Source organism: Polynucleobacter sp. MWH-Adler-W8 (genome assembly GCF_001889925.1).
Taxonomy (GTDB): domain Bacteria; phylum Pseudomonadota; class Gammaproteobacteria; order Burkholderiales; family Burkholderiaceae; genus Polynucleobacter.
In genome coordinates this window covers 35861-59258 of the sequence record NZ_LZFI01000001.1, presented here as the reverse complement: position 1 = coordinate 59258, position 23398 = coordinate 35861, and the positions used below count along the sequence as shown (strand labels likewise).

23 protein-coding genes are annotated in these 23398 nt (G+C 45.6%); 6 read left to right on the top strand and 17 right to left on the bottom strand.

Going from position 1 to position 23398, the window contains the following annotated elements:
* From atpB to dnaA, 17 genes are all read right to left on the bottom strand, one after another.
* Positions 1-891 (bottom strand): F0F1 ATP synthase subunit A, encoded by an 891-nt coding sequence (atpB, locus tag AOC28_RS00285; protein WP_072582047.1) that lies wholly within the window; start codon positions 889-891, stop codon positions 1-3.
* 31 nt (positions 892-922) lie between these two features.
* Positions 923-1411, bottom strand: a complete 489-nt coding sequence (locus AOC28_RS00280; protein ID WP_072582121.1) for an ATP synthase subunit I — start codon at positions 1409-1411, stop codon at positions 923-925.
* A 22-nt stretch (positions 1412-1433) separates the two neighbouring features.
* Complete coding sequence (locus tag AOC28_RS00275) at positions 1434-2327, bottom strand: ParB/RepB/Spo0J family partition protein (RefSeq protein WP_072582046.1); 894 nt, start codon at positions 2325-2327, stop codon at positions 1434-1436.
* A 24-nt stretch (positions 2328-2351) separates the two neighbouring features.
* A complete protein-coding gene (locus AOC28_RS00270) occupies positions 2352-3122 on the bottom strand; it encodes a ParA family protein (RefSeq protein ID WP_072582045.1) in 771 nt (256 codons plus the stop codon).
* 18 nt (positions 3123-3140) lie between these two features.
* Complete coding sequence (rsmG, locus tag AOC28_RS00265; RefSeq protein WP_072582044.1) at positions 3141-3809, bottom strand: 16S rRNA (guanine(527)-N(7))-methyltransferase RsmG; 669 nt, start codon at positions 3807-3809, stop codon at positions 3141-3143.
* Positions 3802-5724 carry a tRNA uridine-5-carboxymethylaminomethyl(34) synthesis enzyme MnmG gene (gene mnmG / locus AOC28_RS00260; protein WP_072582043.1) on the bottom strand — a complete coding sequence of 641 codons (1923 nt, stop codon included), beginning with the start codon at positions 5722-5724 and terminating at the stop codon, positions 3802-3804. Before mnmG ends, rsmG begins: the two co-directional genes overlap by 8 nt.
* 106 nt (positions 5725-5830) lie before the next feature.
* A complete protein-coding gene (locus AOC28_RS00255; protein WP_072582042.1) occupies positions 5831-6568 on the bottom strand; it encodes a TSUP family transporter in 738 nt (245 codons plus the stop codon).
* Positions 6569-6683: 115 nt separating this feature from the next.
* Positions 6684-7613 (bottom strand): branched-chain amino acid ABC transporter permease, encoded by a 930-nt coding sequence (locus AOC28_RS00250; RefSeq protein WP_072582041.1) that lies wholly within the window; start codon positions 7611-7613, stop codon positions 6684-6686.
* 2 nt (positions 7614-7615) lie between these two features.
* Positions 7616-8536 (bottom strand): branched-chain amino acid ABC transporter permease, encoded by a 921-nt coding sequence (locus AOC28_RS00245; protein ID WP_072582040.1) that lies wholly within the window; start codon positions 8534-8536, stop codon positions 7616-7618.
* Positions 8537-8552: 16 nt separating this feature from the next.
* Positions 8553-9776, bottom strand: a complete 1224-nt coding sequence (locus tag AOC28_RS00240; protein ID WP_072582039.1) for an ABC transporter substrate-binding protein — start codon at positions 9774-9776, stop codon at positions 8553-8555.
* A 22-nt stretch (positions 9777-9798) separates the two neighbouring features.
* The gene (locus tag AOC28_RS00235; RefSeq protein ID WP_072582038.1) at positions 9799-10503 is read right to left on the bottom strand and encodes an ABC transporter ATP-binding protein; all 705 of its coding nucleotides are present in this window, start codon (positions 10501-10503) and stop codon (positions 9799-9801) included.
* Positions 10500-11267, bottom strand: a complete 768-nt coding sequence (locus AOC28_RS00230) for an ABC transporter ATP-binding protein (RefSeq protein ID WP_072582037.1) — start codon at positions 11265-11267, stop codon at positions 10500-10502. The genes AOC28_RS00235 and AOC28_RS00230 overlap by 4 nt, the downstream gene beginning before the upstream one ends.
* A gap of 106 nt (positions 11268-11373) precedes the next feature.
* Positions 11374-11589 (bottom strand): DUF3717 domain-containing protein, encoded by a 216-nt coding sequence (locus AOC28_RS00225; RefSeq protein ID WP_072582036.1) that lies wholly within the window; start codon positions 11587-11589, stop codon positions 11374-11376.
* A gap of 11 nt (positions 11590-11600) precedes the next feature.
* Complete coding sequence (locus tag AOC28_RS00220; RefSeq protein WP_072582035.1) at positions 11601-12095, bottom strand: SET domain-containing protein-lysine N-methyltransferase; 495 nt, start codon at positions 12093-12095, stop codon at positions 11601-11603.
* A 3-nt stretch (positions 12096-12098) separates the two neighbouring features.
* Complete coding sequence (gene gyrB / locus AOC28_RS00215) at positions 12099-14597, bottom strand: DNA topoisomerase (ATP-hydrolyzing) subunit B (RefSeq protein WP_072582034.1); 2499 nt, start codon at positions 14595-14597, stop codon at positions 12099-12101.
* 11 nt (positions 14598-14608) lie between these two features.
* Complete coding sequence (gene dnaN, locus AOC28_RS00210) at positions 14609-15724, bottom strand: DNA polymerase III subunit beta (protein WP_072582033.1); 1116 nt, start codon at positions 15722-15724, stop codon at positions 14609-14611.
* Positions 15725-15988: 264 nt separating this feature from the next.
* A complete protein-coding gene (gene dnaA / locus AOC28_RS00205) occupies positions 15989-17416 on the bottom strand; it encodes a chromosomal replication initiator protein DnaA (protein WP_192846836.1) in 1428 nt (475 codons plus the stop codon).
* Between the two features lie 222 nt (positions 17417-17638).
* Here dnaA and rpmH point away from each other — a divergent pair, with 222 nt between their 5' ends.
* The 6 genes from rpmH to AOC28_RS00175 all read left to right on the top strand — a co-directional run bounded on the left by rpmH (position 17639) and on the right by AOC28_RS00175 (position 23377).
* Entirely contained in the window at positions 17639-17773 is a 135-nt protein-coding gene (rpmH, locus tag AOC28_RS00200) for a 50S ribosomal protein L34 (protein ID WP_011903922.1), read from the top strand.
* A 71-nt stretch (positions 17774-17844) separates the two neighbouring features.
* Entirely contained in the window at positions 17845-18099 is a 255-nt protein-coding gene (gene rnpA / locus AOC28_RS00195) for a ribonuclease P protein component (protein ID WP_237767697.1), read from the top strand.
* Complete coding sequence (gene yidD, locus AOC28_RS00190; protein ID WP_072582032.1) at positions 18100-18342, top strand: membrane protein insertion efficiency factor YidD; 243 nt, start codon at positions 18100-18102, stop codon at positions 18340-18342.
* A gap of 6 nt (positions 18343-18348) precedes the next feature.
* The gene (gene yidC, locus AOC28_RS00185) at positions 18349-20016 is read left to right on the top strand and encodes a membrane protein insertase YidC (RefSeq protein ID WP_072582031.1); all 1668 of its coding nucleotides are present in this window, start codon (positions 18349-18351) and stop codon (positions 20014-20016) included.
* Positions 20017-20059: 43 nt separating this feature from the next.
* Positions 20060-21421 (top strand): tRNA uridine-5-carboxymethylaminomethyl(34) synthesis GTPase MnmE, encoded by a 1362-nt coding sequence (mnmE, locus tag AOC28_RS00180; RefSeq protein ID WP_072582118.1) that lies wholly within the window; start codon positions 20060-20062, stop codon positions 21419-21421.
* Between the two features lie 90 nt (positions 21422-21511).
* A complete protein-coding gene (locus tag AOC28_RS00175; RefSeq protein WP_072582030.1) occupies positions 21512-23377 on the top strand; it encodes a phosphoenolpyruvate carboxykinase (GTP) in 1866 nt (621 codons plus the stop codon).
* Positions 23378-23398: the final 21 nt, after the last annotated feature.

Genomic DNA, 23398 nt, shown 5'->3' with positions numbered 1-23398 from the left:
TTAATGGTGACTATGAGCTTGGCCAATGTAAACCAAGGTCAACATCATGAAAATAAAGGCTTGTAACAAAATGACCAAGATATGGAAGATCGCCCAAGCAGAGCCAGCAAGCACGTTGCCAACAAAGCCTAACATCGATAAATCCAAATTAAAGGTCCAAATACTTCCTAACAAGGCGATCAATAAAAAGATCAGCTCGCCCGCATACATGTTTCCAAAAAGTCGCATTCCCAAAGAAACGCCCTTAGCAACATATTCGATGATATTCAAAACAAGATTGAAGGGCATGAGATACCACTTGGCACCAAATGGAGCAGAGATCAGCTCATGCATAAAGCCGCCGACGCCTTTAACCTTGAAGCTATAAAAGAAAACCAAAAGCAGCACTGAGAACGATAAGCCTAAAGTGGCGTTCAAATCTGTAGTTGGAACAATCTTATGGTGAGGCACATGAACGCCAAAGTTACCAATAAAGTGATTTACACCAACGACCCAGTCAACCGGGATCAAATCAAGCGTATTTAAAAGAATGATCCAACAGAAAACGAAAAGCGCTAGCGGGGCAATAAAGGATCTATCACCGTGCACAATGCCTTTTGATTGGGTCTCAACCATTTCAACCAACATTTCAACCAAACATTGAAAACGGCCTGGAACTCCTGGGGATGCTCTACGAGCGGCGATCACTAGCAGGAAAACCGCGACCAGGCCCATGAGGGTGGTCCAAAACATTGTGTCTAAATTGATAACGCTGAAATCAATAATGGAGGACTGTGCCCCACCAATATTGTTTAGGTTTTGTAAATGCTCTGCAATATAAGCAGTGGGTGTAAGCGGTTCGCTAGCCACGTGATGGGCCGCTTCTGCTGCTGCGTTAACTTCGCTAGACATCTATTGCTTGTCCTTGTTTATTTGCGTCTTGTTACTTCCAAAACCACGCTAACAAATAACACTTAAGCGTAGCCAAATAAGTAACAAGCAACGGGATCCAATTCAAATCAGGCTGCTTTAGGGCAAAGCCTATGAACAAAGCAATAGTTGCTAGGATTTTTATAAATTCACCAGAAACTACTGCCGCCAAAAAGCCGCCGGGGCTGGATTTGACACTCTTTTTTGCCGCCTCAATGCGCATCAAAAACAACGCGGAAGGCAAAAATCCAATCAAACCGCCTACTAAAGCCGAATAAGTATAAACGTTTTTGTCGGCTGGACTTGAAAATACATAGCAAGCAGCCGCAATTGCTATAGTGATCGCCACCTGACTTAAGACAACCCACCATGAATTGATAGAAGCAAAACTGCGTGGTTTTAATTTACGCAATGCATCCATTTCCTCTTTGCTGAGTGTTTTAAAGGAATCTTCCTCGACCTCGTCCCATTCAGAGGTGCTCAATGGCTGCTTTTTGTTCACAAAATTTATTTCCAGTAAGCCGCTAATCAGCAGCAATACCCAACTTTTTTAATAAGGAATCTAATTCATCGAACTGGCTGAACCGAAGCCTGAGCTCTCCGCCCTTGCCTTTAAGCTTGAATTCCGTGCTTAGACCAATCAAATCTGCAATTTCTTGCGTCAAACGCTGCATATCTGGATCGCTGCTGGGTGAAGAAGTACTTGGCTTACTTTTAGCCTTTTTGTCTCCAATTTGACCGCCCGCAATCACCAAAGCAGCAGTCATTCTCTCCGCCTCACGGACAGACAGACCCTGTGCCGAGATTCTCTGGGCCAAAGCCACCTGGCTCGACCCGGGAAGGGGCAATAGCGCACGCGCATGTCCCATATCGATATCGCCGGCCAACAGCATGGCTTGGACCGGCTTTGCGAGCTGGGCAAGACGCAATAAGTTGGTAATTGCACTGCGAGACTTGCCTACAGCCTTTGCTGCCTGCTCGTGCGTAAATCCAAACTCCTCAATCAACCTAGCTAAGCCCTGTGATTCTTCGAGAGGATTTAAATCCTCTCGCTGCATATTTTCTACCAGGGCCATTGCCGCCGCAGCCTGATCATCGGCGCCAGAAACTAAAACCGGAACCTCTTTTAAGCCCGCAATAGTTGCCGCACGAAAGCGTCTTTCACCCGCAATAATTTCGTACTTACCGGGAGCCACCAGGCGAACCAGTAAGGGCTGCATAACACCTTGCTCACGAATACTTTCTGCCAACTCTTGCAATGCACCGGCTTCCATTTTTTGACGCGGCTGATATTTGCCTGCCTGCAAAGCAGTTAATGGCAAACGATTGATTTCGGTGGAAGGACTTGCTTGCTGCGTCTTTTCTCCAAGCAACGCCTCGAGGCCTCTACCTAAACCTTTTTTCTTAATGGCAACCATGATCTTTACTGTTCTTTCTAAAAATTACATGTGCTTGATGCGCTCAACCATCTCGGCACCAAACTCTAAATAGGCTTTTGCGCCACGTGATGATTTATCGAAAGCCACACCAGGAAGCCCATAAGAGGGGGCTTCGGCAAGACGTACATTGCGCGGAATAATGGTCTTAAATACCTTGTCACCGAAGTGTTCAAGCAACTGATCGGAGACTTGTTGCTGCAAAGTCATTCGCGCATCAAACATGACGCGTAATAAACCAATGATGACCAAGTCGGGGTTCAAATTTGCATGCACTTGTTTGATGGTGTTTACTAAATCAGACAGGCCTTCCAATGCAAAGTATTCGCATTGCATTGGCACAATCACTCCGTTGGCTGCGCACAATCCATTGAGCGTTAACAAAGACAAGGCGGGCGGACAATCAATCAAAATAAAGTCGTAATCATTTGCGACCTGAGCAAGCGCATCTTTCAAACGCGCTTCGCGTAAATCCAAATCTACCAATTCAATTTCGGCGCCCGCTAAATCACGATTAGCCGGCAATACGTCGTACCCGGAGCTTTCGCAAAGCTGCACACATTCTTTAACTGATGTCATGCCAATTAACACCTGATATACGCTCGCGTTTAAATCTGCTTTCTCTATCCCTGAGCCCATGGTGGCATTACCTTGAGGATCAAGGTCCACCAACAAAACGCGCTGCTGTAGTCCCGCTAAGCCTGCCGCCAAATTAACGGCGGTTGTGGTTTTACCAACACCACCCTTTTGATTTGCAATACAGAAAATTTTTGCCATGGCTACTTTTGAGTTTACTTAAGAGGTGAGGGTGGATTTTCTCACGGGGGCCAACACCAAAAGGCGTCGCTCCACCGCTAAATTAGGGATGTGAAGGGGCTCATCGGCAACTAAGCACCAATCGTCCATGGAAACATCTTTCATTTCGTCGTCAGCGCGCTTGGCCTTCATTGCAAATACCAGGCCATCGGGCTTTAAGAAGGGCAATGACAGATCCAAAAAACGTGCGAGATTTGTAAATGCCCGAGAAATGACTGCATCAAATTGTGCTGGATGTTGCATTGCAGCATCTTCCACTCTCTCGCACAGCACCTCAATGTTTTTCAATTTCAGTTTTCCGCGCACATGCTGCAGAAATGCCGTCTTCTTGCGGATGGCCTCAATCAGCGAAAGCTGCCACTCCGGCTGAACAATGGCAATAGGGATGGCCGGTAACCCGCCTCCTGAACCAAGGTCAGCAATCTTAGGAGACGGGCCCCTTAAGAAGCGTTTCAATACTGGCAAAACTGCAATAGAATCAATAAGATGCAGTCGAATAGAATCTTTCTCACCCTCGATTGCCGTGAGATTATGAACCTGGTTCCAGCGCCCCATTTCTTGCAAAAATAGCTCTAAATCGGCGATATTGCTTGGGCTTAATTCCAACCCAAGATCACCAATCCCTAAAGCAAGCAAACCCTCACTCATGGGTCTCTTGAGTGCGGCCCAAGCCTTTTTTAAGGTGCACCAATAGAAGCGAAAGTGCTGCAGGCGTGACCCCTGAAATGCGGCCAGCCTGACCTAATGTTTCGGGTTTATGCAAATTCAGCTTTTGCTGAACCTCTTTAGATAAGCCAATAACCTGGGAATAATCCAATGATTCCGATAAGGGAAATGATTCATTGTGTTCTTGACGAGCGATTTCTGTCGCCTGACGATCAATATAGCCCTGGTATTTAACTGAGATTTCTACCTGATCGCTAATTTGAGCAGCCAAGCCAAGATCTTCGTCTAGAGTTGCTGGGGCCCACATTCCATTACCCAAAGCGGTAATTGCTTCATAAGTAACCCCTGGGCGCCTCAATAACTCGGTTAAGTTGCATTCATGGGACAGGTCTTGACCCAGCAACTGAGAAACTAGGGGGGCAGCCTCATGTTTTGGCCCAACCCAAATGTCTTGCAAGCGAGATGTTTCACGTGAAACAGCCTCCTGTTTTCTGCAAAATACTTCCCAACGATAGTCATCCACCAAGCCAAGTTCGCGCCCAATCGTGGTTAGACGCATATCTGCATTGTCTTCCCGCAAACTCAGGCGATACTCTGCCCGGCTTGTAAACATGCGATAAGGCTCCTGGACACCACGGGTAATCAAATCATCAACCAAAACACCAATATAGGACTCGCTGCGCTTAGGCAGCCAAGGCTCTTTGCCCTTCGCTGCCAAGCCGGCATTGATTCCGGCCAGCATACCTTGCGCTGCAGCCTCTTCATAGCCTGTGGTGCCATTGATCTGGCCAGCGAAGTAAAGCCCGCCAATTGCCCTTGTCTCAAGGCTATGACGTAATTGGCGTGGATCAAAGAAGTCGTACTCAATTGCGTACCCAGGGCGGACAATCACCGCAGACTCCATACCCCAAATGCTGCGGACTAAGTCCCACTGAACATCAAAAGGTAAGCTGGTAGAAATCCCATTGGGGTAAAACTCGTTAGTTGTTAGGCCCTCTGGCTCCAAGAAGATCTGGTGACTGTTTCTGGAGGCAAAACGATGAATCTTGTCCTCAATAGAAGGGCAGTAACGGGGGCCAACTCCCTCAATCACACCGGTATACATAGGTGAACGATCTAAACCGCCTCGAATAATATCGTGAGTCTTTTCGTTTGTATGAGAAATCCAGCAAGGAACCTGCTTGGGGTGCTGCTCTGGACGCCCCAAATAAGAAAATACCGGCACTGGATCCAAGTCCCCAGGCTGCTCAAGCATGACTGAAAAGTCGATTGTTCGACCATCAATGCGAGGTGGGGTACCAGTCTTCAGTCTTCCCTGCGGAAGCTTCAACTCTTTTAATCTAGCCGATAAAGAAACTGCGGCAGGATCGCCTGCACGCCCACCAGCATAATTATTTAAGCCAACGTGGATTTTTCCATCCAAGAAGGTACCTGCCGTGAGGACCACTTTTTTTGCCTCGAACTCCAGCCCCATTTGGGTAACAACGCCCTGGACCTGATCACCCTTGACCAATAAGTCATCCACTGCAGCCTGGAAGATACTTAAATTAGGTTGATTTTCTAGACGGCGGCGAATGGCGGCCTTATATAGAACTCGGTCACCCTGAGCACGAGTGGCTCGAACAGCGGGGCCCTTACTAGAATTCAGGATGCGAAACTGAATGCCAGCCTCATCCGTAGCCGCAGCCATTGCGCCGCCCATGGCATCGATTTCTTTTACCAAATGACCCTTACCAATCCCGCCAATGGAAGGATTGCAGCTCATGGCGCCCAAGTTTTCAATACTATGGGTGATTAATAGGGTATCGCATCCCATACGCGCCGACGCAAGCGCGGCCTCAGTCCCAGCGTGACCGCCTCCAACCACAATGACATCGAAACTTTTGGAATAACGCATGATTTGCCTCAGATAGGGCGATGATCATAGCATTTTGTTTGTTTCACGTGAAACAAAAGATCAACAATTCCTAGAAAAACAAAGGTTTGATTTCTAAGCAATTGATTTAATTGATGAAATAAGCATTCCAGGCTGACTTCAATATCAGCACGCTAACAATGACCAAAAAGGCCTTTCTGACGAAAGCACTACCGTGTTTAATTGCAAGCCGGCTGCCGAACTGACTGCCGGCAATGTTGGCAATCATCATGACAAAACCAAGCGTCCAATTAATTTGACCCAGGCTAGCCAACATCAAAATAGCTGCTAGGTTGGTTGCTACGTTTACCAATTTTGTTGCCGCAGAGGCATGGAGAAAATCAAAACCAAAAAAGCGCACAAAACCAAACAATAAAAAGCTACCGGTACCGGGACCAAAGAAGCCGTCATAAAAACCAATTGTTAAGCCAAGAATTACACCCTTGAGTTGTTGAAAACGCCCAAGAATTTTCGGCGCATGCGCCTCTCCAAGCGAAGGCTGAAACCAGGTGTACAGAAGCAGGAACAACAAAACGAATGGCAACGCTTTGCGCAAAGGCTCAGCCGGGAAATTGCTCACTGCATTTGCGCCCAAAAGAGAGCCAACAAAACCTGCGACGATTGCTGGCAAAACAATTGCCCAAGGCAAAGAAACATGACCCAAAAATTTACGCGCAGCATTAAAGGTCCCACCAACCGCGGCAACCTTATTCGTCGCCAGCAAAGTTGCAGGTGGAACATTGGGATAAGCAGCAAACAGGGCCGGCACCTGAATCAGGCCGCCGCCTCCGGCTACAGCATCAACCAGCCCAGCAAAGAAAGCCATTGCTAAAAGCAGTGGCCATATGAAAATTGAAAATTCGATGAGAGTCTCTTTTAATTAAATGAGTGCGGCGAAAGCGCCGCACTAAAAATCAAATAATAAAAGGAAAAACAAAAGCTCAGTTTTTGTTTTTATAGTACGCAGCAATTTCACCAACAACACCACGGCGGAATGCTAAAACACAAATGACAAAAATGAAGCCGGTTGCAATTGTGCTCCATGAGCCAATATTGGCAAGATAGTTTTGCAAACCAACAACAATTCCTGCGCCAACCACTGGGCCCAGAATGGTTCCCATGCCTCCAAGCAAAGTCATCAACACAACCTCGCCGGACATATGCCAGTGAACATCGGTCAGCGTTGCCAATTGAAACACCAAAGATTTCATGGAGCCAGCCAAGCCAGATAATGCGGCAGAGAGCACAAAAGACATCAACTTAAAACGATCAACGTCATAACCCAGGGAAATTGCACGAGGCTCATTCTCACGAATTGCCTTAAGAACCTGACCAAACGGAGAGTGCACAGCGCGCATAATGACGGCAAAACCAAATAAGAAAACTGCCAAAACAAAGTAGTACATCGCGACGTCATCCTTTAGGTCAATCAAGCCAAATAACATGCCGCGGGGGACGCCCTGTATTCCATCTTCGCCCCCTGTAAATGGAAGCTGAACAGCTAAAAAGTAAACCATTTGCGAAAGAGCCAAAGTCACCATCGCAAAGTAAATGCCTTGTCTGCGAATGGCCAACGATCCAATTAAGAATCCCAAAACACCAGAACCAACAACGCCCAACACAATTCCCAACTCAGGGGAGAGGCCCGCTTCTTTGCAGAAGTAGGCGGTGATGTAGGCAGCAGTTCCAAAAAATGCTGCATGGCCAAAAGATAGAAGCCCGGTAAAACCCAAAAGCAAATTGAATGCGCACGCAAAAAGGGCGAAGCACAACACCTTCATTGCAAACACGAGATAAATAAAATCTTGGAACGGCAATAACAGGGCAATTAAAACCAAGATGCCGTAAAGCAATTTTGTTTTTGGATTCATGCTTACTTCTCCCGCCCAAACAGTCCAGCAGGACGAATCAAAAGAACAATTGCCATGATCACAAAAATCACAACGCCGGAGGCCTCTGGATAAAAGACCTTAGTCAGGCCCTCAACCAGACCCAAGCCCAAACCAGTAAGGATGGCACCCATGATCGAGCCCATGCCACCAATCACCACCACCGCAAACACAACAATGATGAGGTTGGAACCCATCAACGGGTTCACCTGGAAAATGGGGGCTGCTAATACTCCAGCAAAACCTGCTAGGCCAACGCCATAGGCGTAGGCCAAAGAAATCATCAGCGGAACATTGATACCAAAGGCTTGTAGTAATTTAGGGTTTTCGGTTCCAGCGCGCAAATAGGCACCCAACTTTGTTCTCTCAATCACATACCAGGTTGAGAAACATACCGTCATAGAAATCACCACAACCCATATGCGATACTTTGGCAAGATGATGCCAAGCGACTCTAATGGAATCGCTCCCTGCAATAACTCCGGGGCCGGGTAGCTCTCACCAGAAATTCCATACCAATGACGGAACATGCCCTCAATAATGAGAGCCAAACCAAAAGTCAGCAACAAGCCATATAGGTGATCAAGGTGGTACAGGCGGCGCAACATCGTGCGCTCCAGAATTAAGCCAAATCCCGCCAAAACCAATGGCACAACAATCAGAGCAAACCAATAATTAATGGTTAGGTCAGGGAACCCAAGCCATTGGCTAATCTGGGTTAAACCAATCCAGGCAATAAAAGCGCCCATAGTGTACTGAGCACCATGCGCAAAATTAATGATGTTGAGAAGGCCAAAAATAATGGCCAATCCCAAACTCAATATGGCGTAGAACGAGCCATTAATAAGCCCCACCAAGAGCTGGGCTACCAGCCCTTGAGGGGTAATTCCGAGAAGTTCAAACATTCTTGATTTCTATTTATTACTTGTTAACTAACTTGCACTTCGATTGTGAAAGCGGCAAAGTAGCTTCTGCAGCAGGAATGGTTGCACGAACATAGTAGTAATCCCATGGGCTCTTAGAGTCAGCCGGCTTCTTCACTTCTAACAAATACATGTCATGCTCAAACTTACCATCGGCACGAATCTTGCCTTTGAAAAGACCATCATCGATGTTTGTAGACTTTAATGCCTTCATCACAGCTTGAGTGTCATCGGTACCTGCTTTTTGTACTGCATTTAAATAAGCAAGAACAGATGAGTAAACGCCAGCCTGAACCATTGTTGGCATACGCTTATGCTGCAAGATGAAGCGCTTTGAAAATGCGCGGGTCTTGTCATCTTTATCCCAATAGAAACCTTCTGTGAGGTACATGCCTTGTGCAGTGGGTAGACCCAAAGAATGCACGTCGGAGATAAACATCAATAAAGGAACAACGGTTTGTTTTTTGTTGATACCAAACTCAGAGGCTTGCTTAACGGTGTTAATGGTATCTTGGCCTGCATTTGCCAAAGCAACCACATCTGCGCCACTAGCCTGCGCTTTTAAAAGATAGGAAGAGAAATCGCTATTGGGGAATGGGTGTTTGCTGGTGCCTAAAACTTTACCGCCGTTAGCGGTCACAACAGCAGTGGCATCTTTTTCAAGGGCTGCACCGAAAGCATAGTCAGCGGTAATGAAGTACCAGTTCTTTTTACCCTGCTTTACTACTGCCTTACCCGTGCCATTTGAAAGGGCGTAAGTGTCATAAGTCCAATGCACGTTGTTGGCAGTACATTTTTCATTAGTAATTGCAACTGATCCAGCGCCGGAAACCAAAGTAATCTTGTTCTTTTGCTCGGCAACCTCCATTACAGCCAAGGCAACGTTGGTGGAAACTAATTCAACAATTACATCAACGCCGTCTTTGTCATACCATTCACGCGCTTTGTTGGCGGCAATGTCAGCTTTGTTCTGGTGGTCAGCGCTTACGAGCTCAATCTTCTTTCCAATAACGGTGCCGTCTTTTGAGAAATCAGCAATCGCCATTTTTGCCGCAATCACTGCGCCCGGGCCCGCCAAGTCGGAATAGACTCCGGAAAGGTCAGTTAAGACGCCAATCTTTACAACATCGCCACTTACTTTTGATCCGCTTTGTGCAAACACTGGGTTTGAACCAAACATGGTCGCCGCAACCAGACACGCGGTTATTTGCTTTAACTTCATTACCGTCTCCTATAGAAATCCACTAAACCCCAAGATACTCATTTAATAAAGTTGCTTTTTCGGCAAGCTCGCTTTGTTGCACCACCTCAACCACGTTTCCATGCTCAACTACATAATGACGATCAGCTAAGGGCGCAGCAAAGTGGAAGTTTTGCTCAACCAACACAATCGTGAAGCCTTTGTTGCGCAAACTGGTGACAACTTCTCCAAGCTTTTGCACAATCACGGGCGCCAACCCCTCAGTAATCTCATCCAATAACAATAGCTTGGCGCCGGTTCTCAGAATTCGCGCCATCGCCAGCATTTGCTGCTCACCACCAGATAGGCGGGTGCCAGGGCTATTTCTTCTTTCATAGAGATTTGGAAACATTTCATAAATCTCATCCAAACCCATGCCGCCGGGCGCAATCTCTGGCAAAAGTAAAAGGTTTTCCTCTGTACTCAAGCTAGCAAAAATACCTCTTTCCTCTGGGCAAAAACCAACCCCCAAACGAGCAATCTTATAAGTGGGCATGGAGATAGTTTCCGCCCCATAGACCTCTACAGAACCAGTTCTTTTACTAGTTAATCCTAAGATGGTCTTCAGAATGGTGCTTCTACCGGCGCCATTTCTTCCAAGTAAAGTAACAACCTCGCCATCACGCACAGCAAAATTCACGCCATGCAAAATGTGAGATTCGCCATACCAAGACTCTAAATTTTTAACCTCTAGCGCCATGGTGCTCATAGGTTGTCTCCCCCATGGCTACCCATATAAGCCTCAACAACCAGTGGGTTGTTTGAAACCTCATGATAAGAACCCTCAGCCAGCACGGAGCCACGCTGTAAAACGGTAATACGATCTGCAATTGAAGAAACCACCTTCATATTGTGCTCAACCATCAGAATAGTGCGGCCCTTGGCCACACGATCAATCAACTCTGTTACGCGCTCAACATCTTCGTGGCCCATTCCCTGGGTGGGTTCATCCAAAAGCATTAACTCTGGCTCCATAGCTAAAGTTGTTGCAATTTCAAGCGCCCTTTTACGGCCATAAGCTAGATTGAGAGTTTCCTCGTCGGCAAAACCTTCCAAACCAACCTCATGTAGAAGCTCTAGTGCGCGCTCATTAAGCACATTTAAAGAGTTTCCAGACTTCCAGAAGTGAAACTCCGTACCCAATCCTCGCTGCAGTGCAACACGAACATTTTCAATAACCGTTAAATGTGGAAAAACAGCGGAAATCTGAAAGGAGCGAATAATGCCCCGTCTTGCAATTTGTGCGGGGGCCTCTTTGGTGATATCAAAACCGTTAAATAAGATTTGACCGCTGCTGGGCTCTAAAAACTTAGTCAGCAAATTGAAGCAAGTCGTCTTGCCGGCTCCATTAGGCCCAATCAAAGCGTGGATGGTTCCCCGAGCGACATCTAGGTTCACATCAGTGACCGCAGAAAATCCCTTAAAGGATTTTCCCAGTCCGATTGTTTTTAATATTGTTTCTTGCAATGTCATACCCTCTACCCCCTACTTGGGAGCAAGAATACGAGGATACCCGAAGATGGCATGGGTTTATATAGCAATTACCCTAAACAATTAAAGCGGTAGCGCTAAAAAATTTTTAGGTCAGTTTTTGAAATTGCTGAATTGCTGAACGAGCTAATTCGTCTAAGACGTCAACCGGAACCCTTTGGGCGCCCTGCACAATCATTAACGCATATGGTTTAGCGAGGGCCGAAGCTTCAGGGCAGAGCCGCAACTCATCACCCTCTGATGGGGACTGACTGCGCCAGTAGTTGATGGTAGCCTCTAGCTCTTGGATTGTTACAAACAACATGAAAATTATTTTTACTTATCTTTAGTTGCAAGCATAGTGCCACGGCATTTTTTTGAACCACAACGGCACTCGTAATCTTTTTTCATTTGCTTCGTAATTTTCCCCTCAATATCGAGTGAGTAGTCGTAAAACAACTCTTCACCAACCTTAAGGGTGCGCTTTGCATAAATAAATACTCGCGGCTCACCACCAAAACTATCTTCGCGGGTTTCGCAAATGGGTTTACACGAGTGATTGATCCAACGTGCAGCATTGCCGCCGTATTTCGCATCAATCACACGACCATCTTCTAATGAAAAGTAAAAGGTGTGATTGGGGTCTTTGGGGTCGTGTGGGTGGCGCTTCTCAGCAAGCTTCCAGCTGATGCGCTCGCCCTTGTATTCAATAATTGCCTGACCCTTTTTAATGGGTTTGGCAACAAATACGCCTTTTCCGTGAATAGGCGAAGATTTCACAACAATAGAGGATCTGTCCACCTTAGGTGGTTTTAATTTTTTGGATGTCATAAATTAAACGTCTAGGTTGCGGGCAATAAGGGCATTTTTTTCAATAAATGCGCGACGAGGCTCAACCTCATCCCCCATTAAAGTAGTAAAGACCTGGTCTGCGGCAATCGCATCTTCAATCTTTACCTGCAAGAGTGTTCTAGAGCTAGCATCCATAGTGGTTTCCCACAGCTGTGAAGGGTTCATCTCACCAAGACCCTTATAGCGCTGACGACTCAATACGCGCTCTGCCTCAGACAACAACCAAGCAAAGGCGGCCCTAAAGTCGCCAATTGTTTGCTCTTTTTGATTTTTATCTGGATCGCCACGACGAACCTTGGAGCCCGCCACAACCTTGCCCGATAAAACAGCTGCTGCATTTGCAAGGCTTTGGTAATCATCGCCATGAACAAAGTCAGAGTTAATGGAAGAGAGCTTCAGGTTTCCATGAATACGGCGCGATAACAATAAGCGGAAGCGCTCAGTGCGATCTTCTTTTTGCACAATAATTTCTGGTGGCAAAGCTAAAGGATTCAAAGAGTCGGCAAGTGCTTGCCTTAAACGATCAGCAGACTCATTTGCTGATTTTTCTGTATCCAGATTTAATGGTGTTCCTGAAGCAATTGCTCGCAGAGCATCTTCATCAATGGTGCGAGACAAGCGGTCAACAATCGACTGAATCACTTGGTAGTGTTTAGCCAACTCATTAAGTGCTTCACCCTCAACAATTTCACCTGTTGGTGTTTGTAGAGAGGCGGTTTCTAGTGCGATTTTTAATAACAACTGATTTAGCTCGTTGTCGTCTTTAATGTACTGCTCATTCTTACCAAACTTTACTTTGTAAAGCGGTGGTTGAGCAATATAAATATGGCCGCGCTCGATCAACTCAGGCATCTGCCTATAGAAGAAAGTTAACAACAGCGTGCGGATATGACTACCGTCAACGTCCGCGTCGGTCATGATAATGATGCGGTGATAGCGTAATTTATCTGCCTTATATTCTTCAATCCCTATACCGGTGCCCAGAACGGTAATTAAAGTAACCACCTCTTGGCTAGCAAGCATTTTGTCAAAACGAGCCTTTTCAACGTTGAGGATTTTTCCTTTTAAAGGAAGAATTGCTTGGAAGCGACGATCACGCCCCTGTTTCGCAGAGCCTCCTGCAGAGTCTCCCTCGACAATAAAGAGTTCAGATTTTGTTGGGTCTTTTTCTTGGCAGTCGGCTAACTTGCCGGGTAGTCCAAGTCCATCCAACACACCCTTACGTCTGGTCATGTCGCGCGCTTTGCGTGCGGCTTCGCGAGCACGGGCGGCGTCAACAATCTTGCCGCACAGGATCTTGGCATCCGCAGGACGCTCTTGAAGATATGCGCTCAAAGCTTCGGCAACAATTTCTTCAACTGGCCCACGTACCTCACTGGAAACTAACTTGTCTTTTGTTTGGCTAGAGAATTTTGGTTCTGGGACCTTCACCGACAAAACGCAGGCCAAGCCCTCGCGCATGTCATCACCAGAAATTTCTACTTTTGCTTTCTTGGCAACTTCATGCTCATCAATGTATTTATTAATGACACGCGTCATTGCGGCACGCAAGCCGGTCAAGTGTGTTCCACCATCCCGCTGCGGAATGTTGTTAGTAAAACAAAGTACTTGCTCACTAAAACTATCATTCCATTGCATAGATACTTCAGCAGTAATTTGACCGCCTAGGTCTGAAGGGCGATTACCTTCAGCATAAAAAATGTTGGGGTGCAGTACATTTTTAGTTTGATTGATGTACTCAACAAACCCTTTTACACCACCAGAGAAAGCAAAGTCTTCTTCTTGACCGGTACGTTGATCAATCAGTTTAATGTGAACGCCGTTGTTTAAGAATGAGAGCTCGCGAATACGCTTAACTAAAATTTCATAATGAAACTCAACATTTCCAAAAATTGTCTCGTCGGCCAAAAAGTGAACTTCGGTTCCCGATAACTCAGTGTCGCCAGTAACAGTGATTGGAGAAACTAAAACGCCATTCTCATCAACAATATTGCGATTTTGAATAACGCCGCGTGCAAACTCCATGTAATGAGCTTTACCATCACGACGAATGGTTAGCTTCAACCATTTAGATAGCGCATTTACACAGCTAACACCCACACCATGTAGACCGCCAGAAACTTTGTAACTATTTTGATCGAACTTACCGCCTGCATGTAGCTCGGTCATAACAATTTCAGCGGCACTGCGTTTCGGCTCATGCTTATCGTCGTATTTAATCCCTGTTGGGACACCACGACCATTATCGACAATAGAAATAGAGTTATCAGTTTGGATAACAACTGTGATTTCAGAACAATAGCCAGCCAAAGCTTCGTCAATAGAGTTATCCAAAACTTCAAATACAAGGTGGTGCAGACCCGTGCCATCGGATGTATCTCCGATATACATACCAGGACGTTTACGAACAGCCTCAAGACCCTCTAGGATTTGAATCGATGCAGCGCCGTACTGCTCTACTACTTTTTTTTCTTCAGTCATTTTTTTCTAAGTTAAATACGCATTGGCATCACAACATACTTAAAACTCTCTGAGCCAGGCAGAGTAATTACGGCACTGCTATTTGCATCACCTAAGCTAATTTGAATCTTTTCGCTCTTTAGGTTTGATAAAACATCCAACAAATAGCTAACGTTAAATCCAATTTCTACCGCATCACCAGCATACTCAGTCTCAATCTCCTCTTGAGCCTCTTCTTGCTCAGCATTGGTTGATTGGATTGTTATGCGGTTTGGAGAAAGAGAGAAACGGACACCTTTAAATTTATCTGTTGTCAAAATAGCAGCACGCTGAAGTGCTGATTGAAGGGCATCACGACCAACTACGAGTGAGTTTTTATGCCCCTTCGGAATCACCCTTTGGAAATCTGGGAACTTACCCTCAACTAATTTCGAAATTAACTCAATATCACCAAACGCAAACTTCACTTGATTAGCTGTCAAGCTAATTTCTAAGGATTCATCAGAGTCCTCGAGTAAATGTTGACACTCCAAAATTGTTTTGCGAGGAATAATGATTTCTTGTTTTTGACCAGAGCCTGATGGGGCTTCTGCAAGCTCAACCTGAGAGTAAGCAAGGCGGTGGCCATCTGTTGCCACCGCAACCACCTCTTTACCCTCAATTACCAACAACATCCCATTTAAGTAATAACGAATATCTTGTTGTGCCATTGAAAAATGTACTTGGCTAATGAGTTGACGAAAACTCTTTTGTGACATCTTCCAAGCAGCGGTTACCTCACCCACACTTTGCATCACTGGAAACTCAGTTGCAGAAAGTGTTTGCAAAGAGAAGCGGCTTTTGCCACTTTGAACAACCATCTTGTTATCTTTAAGATTTAAAGATACCGGACCCTCTGGCAATGCACGCAAAATATCTAAAAGTTTTCTAGCGGCAACAGTTGTTGTTACATCTTCTGTACCAACACCAAAATTGGCGTTTGTTGTAATTTGAATTTCAATATCAGTGGAGATAAATGAAACTTTTTCTCCAACTTTTTTAAATAAGAGATTTGCCAAAATTGGCAGCGTGTGTCTGCGTTCAACAATTCCACTAACAACCTGAAGTGGTTTTAGTAGGCTATCGCGAGAAGTGTTAACGAGTTGCATTGCTTTTAAATCCTTGTATATATCTTAGTAGTAATAGTAATAAGGGTTCGAAATTCCGTGGATAAGTCAAAAACCCCTTATAAAACAACACATTGAAGACTAAAAAACCTGTGGAAAACTCTTGTATAAGCACTGCATAAAAAGGGGATAACTTTTTATCAACACCCTATTTTTGCATGAAGCTGAACCTTTCCACAATTTATCCACATCCAATCCCCAAACTTATCCCTAGGGTTGTCCACAACCTTATCCACAAGCAAAAAACTACGCCTTTAAGGTTTGCTCAATAACGTGAATCTCATGGTTTAGCTGCCCATCATGTGCCCGCTCATCTGCAATCTTGCGAACAGCGTGCAGGACGGTTGTGTGGTCCCTACCGCCAAATAATTCACCAATCTCCGGCAAGCTTTTTTGTGTCAATTCTTTAGCCATAAACATTGCAATTTGACGGGGCCGAGCAATATTAGCCGGGCGCCTTTTGGAGTACATGTCTGCAACCTTAATGCTATAGAAATCAGCAACCGCTTTTTGAATGTTTTCGACAGAAATTTGACGATTTTGAATAGAAAGCAGGTCTTTTAGGGCTGTTCTGGCAACCTCAATCGTGACTTCGCGACCATGGAATCGAACAAACGCCAAAATCTTTCTCAAAGCCCCCTCTAGCTCCCGAACGTTTGAGCGTAAGTGTTTGGCCACAAAAAATGCAACGTCCTCACTCATGGGGATGCCTTCACTAATTGCCTTTTTCATCAAAATAGCGACACGCATTTCTAGTTCTGGCGGCTCAATGGCAACCGTTAGCCCAGAATCAAAGCGGGAAATAAGGCGATCATCAATACCCGCCATTTCCTTGGGGTAGGTATCGCTAGTAATAATGACTTGGGCTTTGTTGCTTAATAAAGCCTCAAAAGCGTAGAAAAACTCTTCCTGAGTCCTGGATTTGCCGCTAAAAAACTGAATATCATCAATAAGTAAGAGGTCTAAGGAGTGGTAGTAGCGCTTAAAGCGGTCAAACGCCTTTTGTTGGTATGCGCGGACCACATCTGAAACATACTGTTCGGCGTGGATATAGCGAATACGGGCGTTTGGCTTCTCTTTTAAGAGGTGGTTGCCAATCGCATGAATTAAATGGGTCTTACCCAGACCTACCCCACCATATAAGAACATGGGGTTGTAAGAGGTTCCAGGGTTATGCGCCACCTGAATCGACGCTGCCCTAGCAAGTTGATTGGCTTTGCCAGTAACAAACGTTTCAAAAGTAAGGTTCGGGTTGAGTTTTGAGTGATCTTCAATCTCAAAAGCACTCTCTTCTACCAATATGTTTGGTTCCAGTGTTTCCACAGAAACATTTTTTTCTATGGGCTCTTCCAGTGATACAGGGGGTGCGGTATTGGTTGTGCCACCCTCGACAGAGAGTGTAAAACCGACATTAATGGGGCGCCCAAAATACTGGGAGGCCAGCTCTTGGAATCGGTCGGCAAATGTCTTTTTGGTCCAGTCCAACTTAAATCGATTGGGGGCTCCAATTGTTAGTGAGTCATCACTTTCAATAAAAGATAATAAAGTAAGGGGTTGAATCCATGTTTTAAACTGTTGGGGCGACAGTTCGCGGGATAAAATGCCGATAGCATCATCCCAGAACCCCAGTGGGCTAATTGAATTCAAGGCGGGAGGATTGTGTAAGTTGCTCATATTTTTGGAGGATCCATTGTAGCGATGCTGCAAAGTTATCCACAAGTAACAAAAACGTGGAAAAGCTGTGGATAACTTGTGAATAATAGAAAAATCTCTATTTAAATTAAAGATTTAAGAGAAATTTAAATAAAAATAGAGAAAAACACCTACATATTCATCAAGATGGATTGACCTTTTGCTCTGCAACAAGGAAAATACTTGGTTTTCCAGGGATCGAACATGAAAAGAACTTACCAACCCTCAGTAACCCGTCGCAAGCGTACACACGGTTTCCGTATTCGCATGAAAACCAAAAGCGGACGCGCAGTTTTAAATGCTCGTCGTGCAAAAGGCCGCAAGCGTTTGGCTGTGTAATTTAGCCATTGAATAGCGCAAGGATTTCTGAATTACTAAAAACACGCCCCAAGACAAGTTTGTATTGGGGTATGTATTTTGCATCCACTCAAGGGGGCGTTAAACCTGACTTGGGGGTTGCAGTAGCAAAGAAGCTAGCCAAAAGAGCGGTTGATCGAAACCGCCTAAAGCGGATGATTCGCGAATTGGTTTGGATGGCTCAAGCCAGCACATTAAACAAAGATGTTGTGGTTAAGCTCAAAAAACCAATTGGTCGCGAAACTCGAGGCAGACTCAGAAATAAAGAAAAAGAAATTTTGCGCTCTCAAATTTCGGGGCTGATTTAGGTGCGAGCCTTAAATAATGCGGCAATTAAGTTGGTAAAAATATATCAACTCACTTTAAGCCCGTATTTAGGCATGCACTGCAAGTACGTTCCCAGCTGTTCGCAATATGCATGTGACTGCTTTAGTCACTACGGATTTATTAAAAGTTTTGGTCTTACGGTGTGGCGTATTTTGCGCTGCAACCCTTTGTCACACGGCGGTTATGATCCTGCTGTAAAAGATACAAAACACCAACTTAAGTGAATATAAATGGACTTTAAAAAAACAATTCTTTGGGCAGTATTCTCGATGTCGGGTCTCATGCTCTACAACAATTGGCAGGTTCATGAGGGCAAGCCATCCTTGTTTGGCGGATCTCCAGCTGTTGTTGCTTCATCTAACGATAAGGCGACACCACTCAAGGTTGATGCCCCAGCGGCAATAGCGGGCACACCTATTACCCAGGCGCCCAACTCCAAAACAATAACGGGCGAGAGCGCTGAAAAATTTGTTTTGTCTAACGAACTTCTTTCATTGGAGATAAGTTCTGCGGGCGCAAACGTCGTTGGTGCGAAATTATTAAAAGAACTAACCGCAGATCAAAAACCAGTAGAAATTTTCCAACATACGCCTACCCACACCTATGTAGCTCGCTCAGGTTTGGTGGCTGTTGGTAATGTGGATTTGCCAAACCATACAAGCACATTTAAGCTTGATCGCTCAGGCAAAGATGGGTCTGGCAGACCATTCTTGGTTCTTTCCGCCGAGCGTAACGGTGTGAAACTAGAAAAAACATTTCTCCTTAATCCTCAAAGTTACGATGTTTATGTTGGACATCGGGTTACACAGGTGGCAGCAAATGGTGCCCCGCTGAGTTTGTATACAGAGATTGTGCGAGATGGCTCCCAGGAACAAAAAATTGGACCTTTTGGAGGTGCTTTTTCTGCAAGCACTTTTACTGGGCCAGCAATTTATACCGATGGGAATAAGTTTAAAAAAGTCCCATTTACAGATATAGAGAAAAATAAATTTACTGCACCCGCACAGATATCGGCCGGACAGCCTGGCTGGGTTGCTATGGTTCAACACTACTTCGCTAGTGCATGGATTCCAGATGACAAATTGCCGCGAGACATTTATTCAGGAAGAATCGATAGCGATTTGTACCGAGTTGGAATGCAGACACAATTAGGCGCAATTCCAACTGGAACCACATTAATCGCCAATGCGCAGTTATTTGTTGGCCCCCAAGAAGAGCGCATGCTTGAAACCATAGCCCCTGGACTTGAGCTGCTTAAAGACTATGGTTATCTAACTATTCTGGCCAAACCTATTTTTTGGTTGCTAGAGCATATTCACAATATTGCTGGCAACTGGGGTTGGTCCATCATTCTGTTGACCATCTTAATTAAGTTGGTCTTCTTCCCCCTATCTGCTGCAAGTTATAAGTCGATGGCTCGCATGAAGGAAGTGCAGCCACGCTTGGCGGCCATGAAGGAGCAGTACAAGGGCGAACCTCAAAAGCTTAATCAAGCCATGATGGAGATGTATCGCAAAGAAAAGATTAACCCACTGGGTGGGTGTTTACCGGTTGTGATTCAGATCCCCGTGTTTATTTCTTTGTATTGGGTGCTATTGTCATCCGTTGAGATGCGCGGCGCACCATGGGTGTTGTGGATTCACGACCTCTCAGTGCCTGATCCGTATTACATTCTGCCAGTCATCATGGCTGTCTCGATGTTTGTGCAAACGAAGTTGAACCCAACGCCTCCAGATCCAATTCAGGCGAAGGTGATGATGTACATGCCAATCGCCTTTTCAATCATGTTCTTTTTCTTCCCTGCGGGCTTGGTGTTGTATTGGGTCACCAACAATATTCTGTCCATTACTCAACAATGGCAGATTAATCGGATATTTGGAAAAAAGCCCGCTAAGTAATTTAAGCGCGGCATAACTCGCCTGTAATAAATAGACAGCAATGATGACAAGAAAATTGCCCATCATTGCTGTTGCAACCGCGCCAGGCAAGGCGGGCGTTGGGGTTATTCGCATTAGCGGAAAAAATTTAAGCACCCTGACGCGCACCCTTTTTCAAAAAAATCTTTCCCCAAGACAAGCAAACTTATTAACGCTCTGTGATGAGAATGGCCAAGCCATTGATCAGCTCATTGCAATTTATTTTGTTGGGCCAGCTTCCTTTACGGGTGAAGATGTTTTAGAGCTTCAGTGTCATGGTGGACCACAACTTCTTGAGCTGGTGATGAAGCGCTGTCTTGAGCTCGGCAAAAACGAGGGGCTTGTCATTGCAGAGCCAGGTGAATTTACCCTGCGCGCCTATCTCAACAACAAGATTGATTTAACCCAGGCTGAGGCTATTGCAGATTTAATTGATGCGCAAAGCGAGGCGGCTGTTCGCAGCGCAGCTCGCTCTTTGCAGGGCGCTTTTTCTGACGACATTAACAATCTCATTGAAGAAATAACCCAACTCAGAATTTTGGTTGAGTCAACCTTAGATTTCCCAGAAGAAGAAATTGAGTTTCTAGAAAACGCTCAGGCGCGTCAGCGCTTAACCGCCGTTAAAGAAAAGTTACAGGCTTTACGTGCTGGCGCTAAGCAGGGAAAAATCTTGCGCGACGGAATTCAGCTGGTATTGGCTGGTGCGCCGAATGTGGGAAAAAGCTCTTTGCTGAATCGATTGGCCGGTGAAGAGGTGGCTATTGTTACCCCCATTGCCGGGACAACCCGAGACCGGGTTAAAGAAAGCATCACCATTGACGGTGTGCCCATGCATATTATTGATACAGCCGGTCTGCGCGAAACAACGGATGTTGTAGAGGCAAAAGGTATTGAAAGATCCTGGGACGCCATTCGTTTGGCAGACGTAGTGATTTTTTTGACTGATGCTCAGTCGCCCCCCCAACAGGACGACCTAAAAACCCAGATTTTGAGGGAATTACCACCCAAATGCGCTGTGCTTGAGCTTGTGAATAAGGCTGATTTGCTCCAAGAATCATCAAAAACTGCGTCCAGAGAATCTTTGCTGATTTCCGCCAAAACCGGAGAGGGAATTGAGGCGCTAAAACAGAAGATTTTGGAGCTTGTGGGCTGGGCTGGACCCCAGGAGGGTGCCATTTTGGCTCGTAGAAGACATTTGGACTGCATAGAGCGTGCAGCCGAACATATTGAAAAATCAGAAGAATTCGCTGCAAATGGCAACAATTCTCTCGAATTATTTGCAGAAGAGCTCTCTTTGGCCCAAAGACATTTGGGTGAAGTTACTGGAAAACTGCTTCCAGACGACCTTTTGGGGAAAATCTTCAGCCAGTTCTGTATTGGCAAGTAAAGGGTTTGTGCTGTGTGTGGGTGGAGGTAAAGATTTACCCAAAATGATAAAATTGTTGGATTAAAAATTCAATTTTTCATAAGGAAACATATGACTTCAACTACCAGCGGCCAGATTAATGTAAATGCGCCAGCTTACGTAAAAAACAAGCGTTTAGTTGAGTGGGTTGGCGAGGTGGCTGCTCTTACCAAGCCTGATGCTATTCGTTGGTGCGATGGATCGCAGGCAGAGTATGACGAGTTATGTGAATTGTTGGTAAAGGCGGGCGTTTTCAAGCGCCTCAATCCAGCCAAGCGTAAAAATTCATTTTTAGCCTTATCTGACCCGGATGACGTTGCGCGTGTTGAGGACCGCACCTACATTTGTTCGGCTAAACAAGAGGATGCAGGCCCAACTAACAACTGGGTAAACCCAGCAGAAATGCGTGCAACATTGCACCCATTGTTCGATGGCTCCATGCGCGGAAGAACAATGTACGTTGTGCCATTTTCAATGGGCCCAATTGGCTCACCAATTGCACACATTGGCGTTGAGTTGTCTGACAGCCCTTATGTTGCGATCAACATGAAGTTGATGACTCGCATGGGTAAAGCGGTAATTGATCAGCTTGGTGCCGACGGCGAGTTTGTTCCTTGTATCCATACAGTTGGCAAGCCATTGAGCCCGGGCGAAAAGGACATGGCTTGGCCAAACAACAAAACTAAATATATCGTTCACTATCCAGAAACCCGCGAAATCTGGTCTTTTGGTTCAGGTTACGGCGGCAATGCATTGTTGGGTAAAAAATGCTTTGCCTTACGCATTGCTTCTAACATGGGGCGCGAGCAAGGATGGCTTGCTGAGCATATGTTGATTTTGGGCGTTACTTCGCCCGAAGGAAAAAAATATCACGTAGCAGCAGCATTCCCATCTGCATGTGGCAAAACCAATTTCTCAATGATGATTCCGCCAGCAGGATTTGATGGTTGGAAGGTAACAACGATTGGTGACGACATTGCATGGATCAAACCACGCAAAGATCCCGTCACAGGCAAAACCCGTTTATTTGCGATCAACCCCGAGTCTGGTTATTTTGGCGTCGCTCCGGGAACAAATCGTCAAACAAATCCAAATTGCATCGATTCATTAAACGAAGATGTAATCTTTACAAACGTTGGTTTAACTGATGATGGTGATGTTTGGTGGGAAGGATTAACAGAAACACCGCCCGCACATTTGATTGACTGGCAAGGTAAGGATTGGACTCCGGCTGATGGTGCTGCTGGCCGTAAAGCCGCTCATGCAAACTCTCGCTTCACAATGGCAGCCACAAACAATCCTGCCGTTGATTCTAAGTGGGATGATCCAGAAGGCGTTCCGATTGATGCGTTCTTGTTCGGCGGTCGCCGTTCAACTACTGTGCCTCTCGTTAGTGAAGCGCGCGACTGGGTAGAGGGCGTTTATATGGCCGCAACAATGGGCTCAGAGACCACTGCTGCCATTACGGGTCAGGTTGGCGTTGTTCGTCGAGACCCATTCGCAATGATTGCTTTTGCTGGCTACAACATGAGTGACTACTTCCAGCATTGGCTCAATATCGGTAAGAAGCTTGAAGCTGAAGGCGCTGTATTGCCCAAGATCTATTGCGTGAACTGGTTCCGCAAAGGCGATGACGGCAAGTTTGTTTGGCCTGGCTATGGTGAAAATATGCGCGTTCTGGCGTGGATCTTGGGCCGCGCAGAGGGCACTGCAAAAGGGGTTGAAACCGTATTTGGTATTTCTCCAGAGCACGGCGATATAAATTGGAAGGGTTTAGACTTTTCTCTTGAGAAGTTTGAAAAGGTCATTACCGCCAAGGTAGATGACTGGAAAAATGAACTTAAGCTGCATACAGAGTTGTTTGAGCATCTTGGCGATCGTCTGCCTAAGGAATTAGCAGAGATGCGTACCAAGATTGAAAAACGCTTAAACGCTTAAGTTTTTAGTAGCACCTACTAA

What these genes read in the sequence shown, in the direction of transcription:
- atpB (WP_072582047.1), bottom strand. Translation starts at nt 891, where the DNA reads ATGTCTAGCGAAGTTAACGCAGCAGCAGAAGCGGCCCATCACGTGGCT.
- AOC28_RS00275 (WP_072582046.1), bottom strand. Translation starts at nt 2,327, where the DNA reads ATGGTTGCCATTAAGAAAAAAGGTTTAGGTAGAGGCCTCGAGGCGTTG.
- AOC28_RS00270 (WP_072582045.1), bottom strand. Translation starts at nt 3,122, where the DNA reads ATGGCAAAAATTTTCTGTATTGCAAATCAAAAGGGTGGTGTTGGTAAA.
- rsmG (WP_072582044.1), bottom strand. Translation starts at nt 3,809, where the DNA reads ATGAGTGAGGGTTTGCTTGCTTTAGGGATTGGTGATCTTGGGTTGGAA.
- mnmG (WP_072582043.1), bottom strand. Translation starts at nt 5,724, where the DNA reads ATGCGTTATTCCAAAAGTTTCGATGTCATTGTGGTTGGAGGCGGTCAC.
- AOC28_RS00255 (WP_072582042.1), bottom strand. Translation starts at nt 6,568, where the DNA reads ATGGCTTTCTTTGCTGGGCTGGTTGATGCTGTAGCCGGAGGCGGCGGC.
- AOC28_RS00250 (WP_072582041.1), bottom strand. Translation starts at nt 7,613, where the DNA reads ATGAATCCAAAAACAAAATTGCTTTACGGCATCTTGGTTTTAATTGCC.
- AOC28_RS00245 (WP_072582040.1), bottom strand. Translation starts at nt 8,536, where the DNA reads ATGTTTGAACTTCTCGGAATTACCCCTCAAGGGCTGGTAGCCCAGCTC.
- AOC28_RS00240 (WP_072582039.1), bottom strand. Translation starts at nt 9,776, where the DNA reads ATGAAGTTAAAGCAAATAACCGCGTGTCTGGTTGCGGCGACCATGTTT.
- AOC28_RS00235 (WP_072582038.1), bottom strand. Translation starts at nt 10,503, where the DNA reads ATGAGCACCATGGCGCTAGAGGTTAAAAATTTAGAGTCTTGGTATGGC.
- AOC28_RS00230 (WP_072582037.1), bottom strand. Translation starts at nt 11,267, where the DNA reads ATGACATTGCAAGAAACAATATTAAAAACAATCGGACTGGGAAAATCC.
- AOC28_RS00225 (WP_072582036.1), bottom strand. Translation starts at nt 11,589, where the DNA reads ATGTTGTTTGTAACAATCCAAGAGCTAGAGGCTACCATCAACTACTGG.
- AOC28_RS00220 (WP_072582035.1), bottom strand. Translation starts at nt 12,095, where the DNA reads ATGACATCCAAAAAATTAAAACCACCTAAGGTGGACAGATCCTCTATT.
- gyrB (WP_072582034.1), bottom strand. Translation starts at nt 14,597, where the DNA reads ATGACTGAAGAAAAAAAAGTAGTAGAGCAGTACGGCGCTGCATCGATT.
- dnaN (WP_072582033.1), bottom strand. Translation starts at nt 15,724, where the DNA reads ATGCAACTCGTTAACACTTCTCGCGATAGCCTACTAAAACCACTTCAG.
- dnaA (WP_192846836.1), bottom strand. Translation starts at nt 17,416, where the DNA reads ATGAGCAACTTACACAATCCTCCCGCCTTGAATTCAATTAGCCCACTG.
- rpmH (WP_011903922.1), top strand. Translation starts at nt 17,639, where the DNA reads ATGAAAAGAACTTACCAACCCTCAGTAACCCGTCGCAAGCGTACACAC.
- rnpA (WP_237767697.1), top strand. Translation starts at nt 17,845, where the DNA reads ATGTATTTTGCATCCACTCAAGGGGGCGTTAAACCTGACTTGGGGGTT.
- yidC (WP_072582031.1), top strand. Translation starts at nt 18,349, where the DNA reads ATGGACTTTAAAAAAACAATTCTTTGGGCAGTATTCTCGATGTCGGGT.
- mnmE (WP_072582118.1), top strand. Translation starts at nt 20,060, where the DNA reads ATGACAAGAAAATTGCCCATCATTGCTGTTGCAACCGCGCCAGGCAAG.
- AOC28_RS00175 (WP_072582030.1), top strand. Translation starts at nt 21,512, where the DNA reads ATGACTTCAACTACCAGCGGCCAGATTAATGTAAATGCGCCAGCTTAC.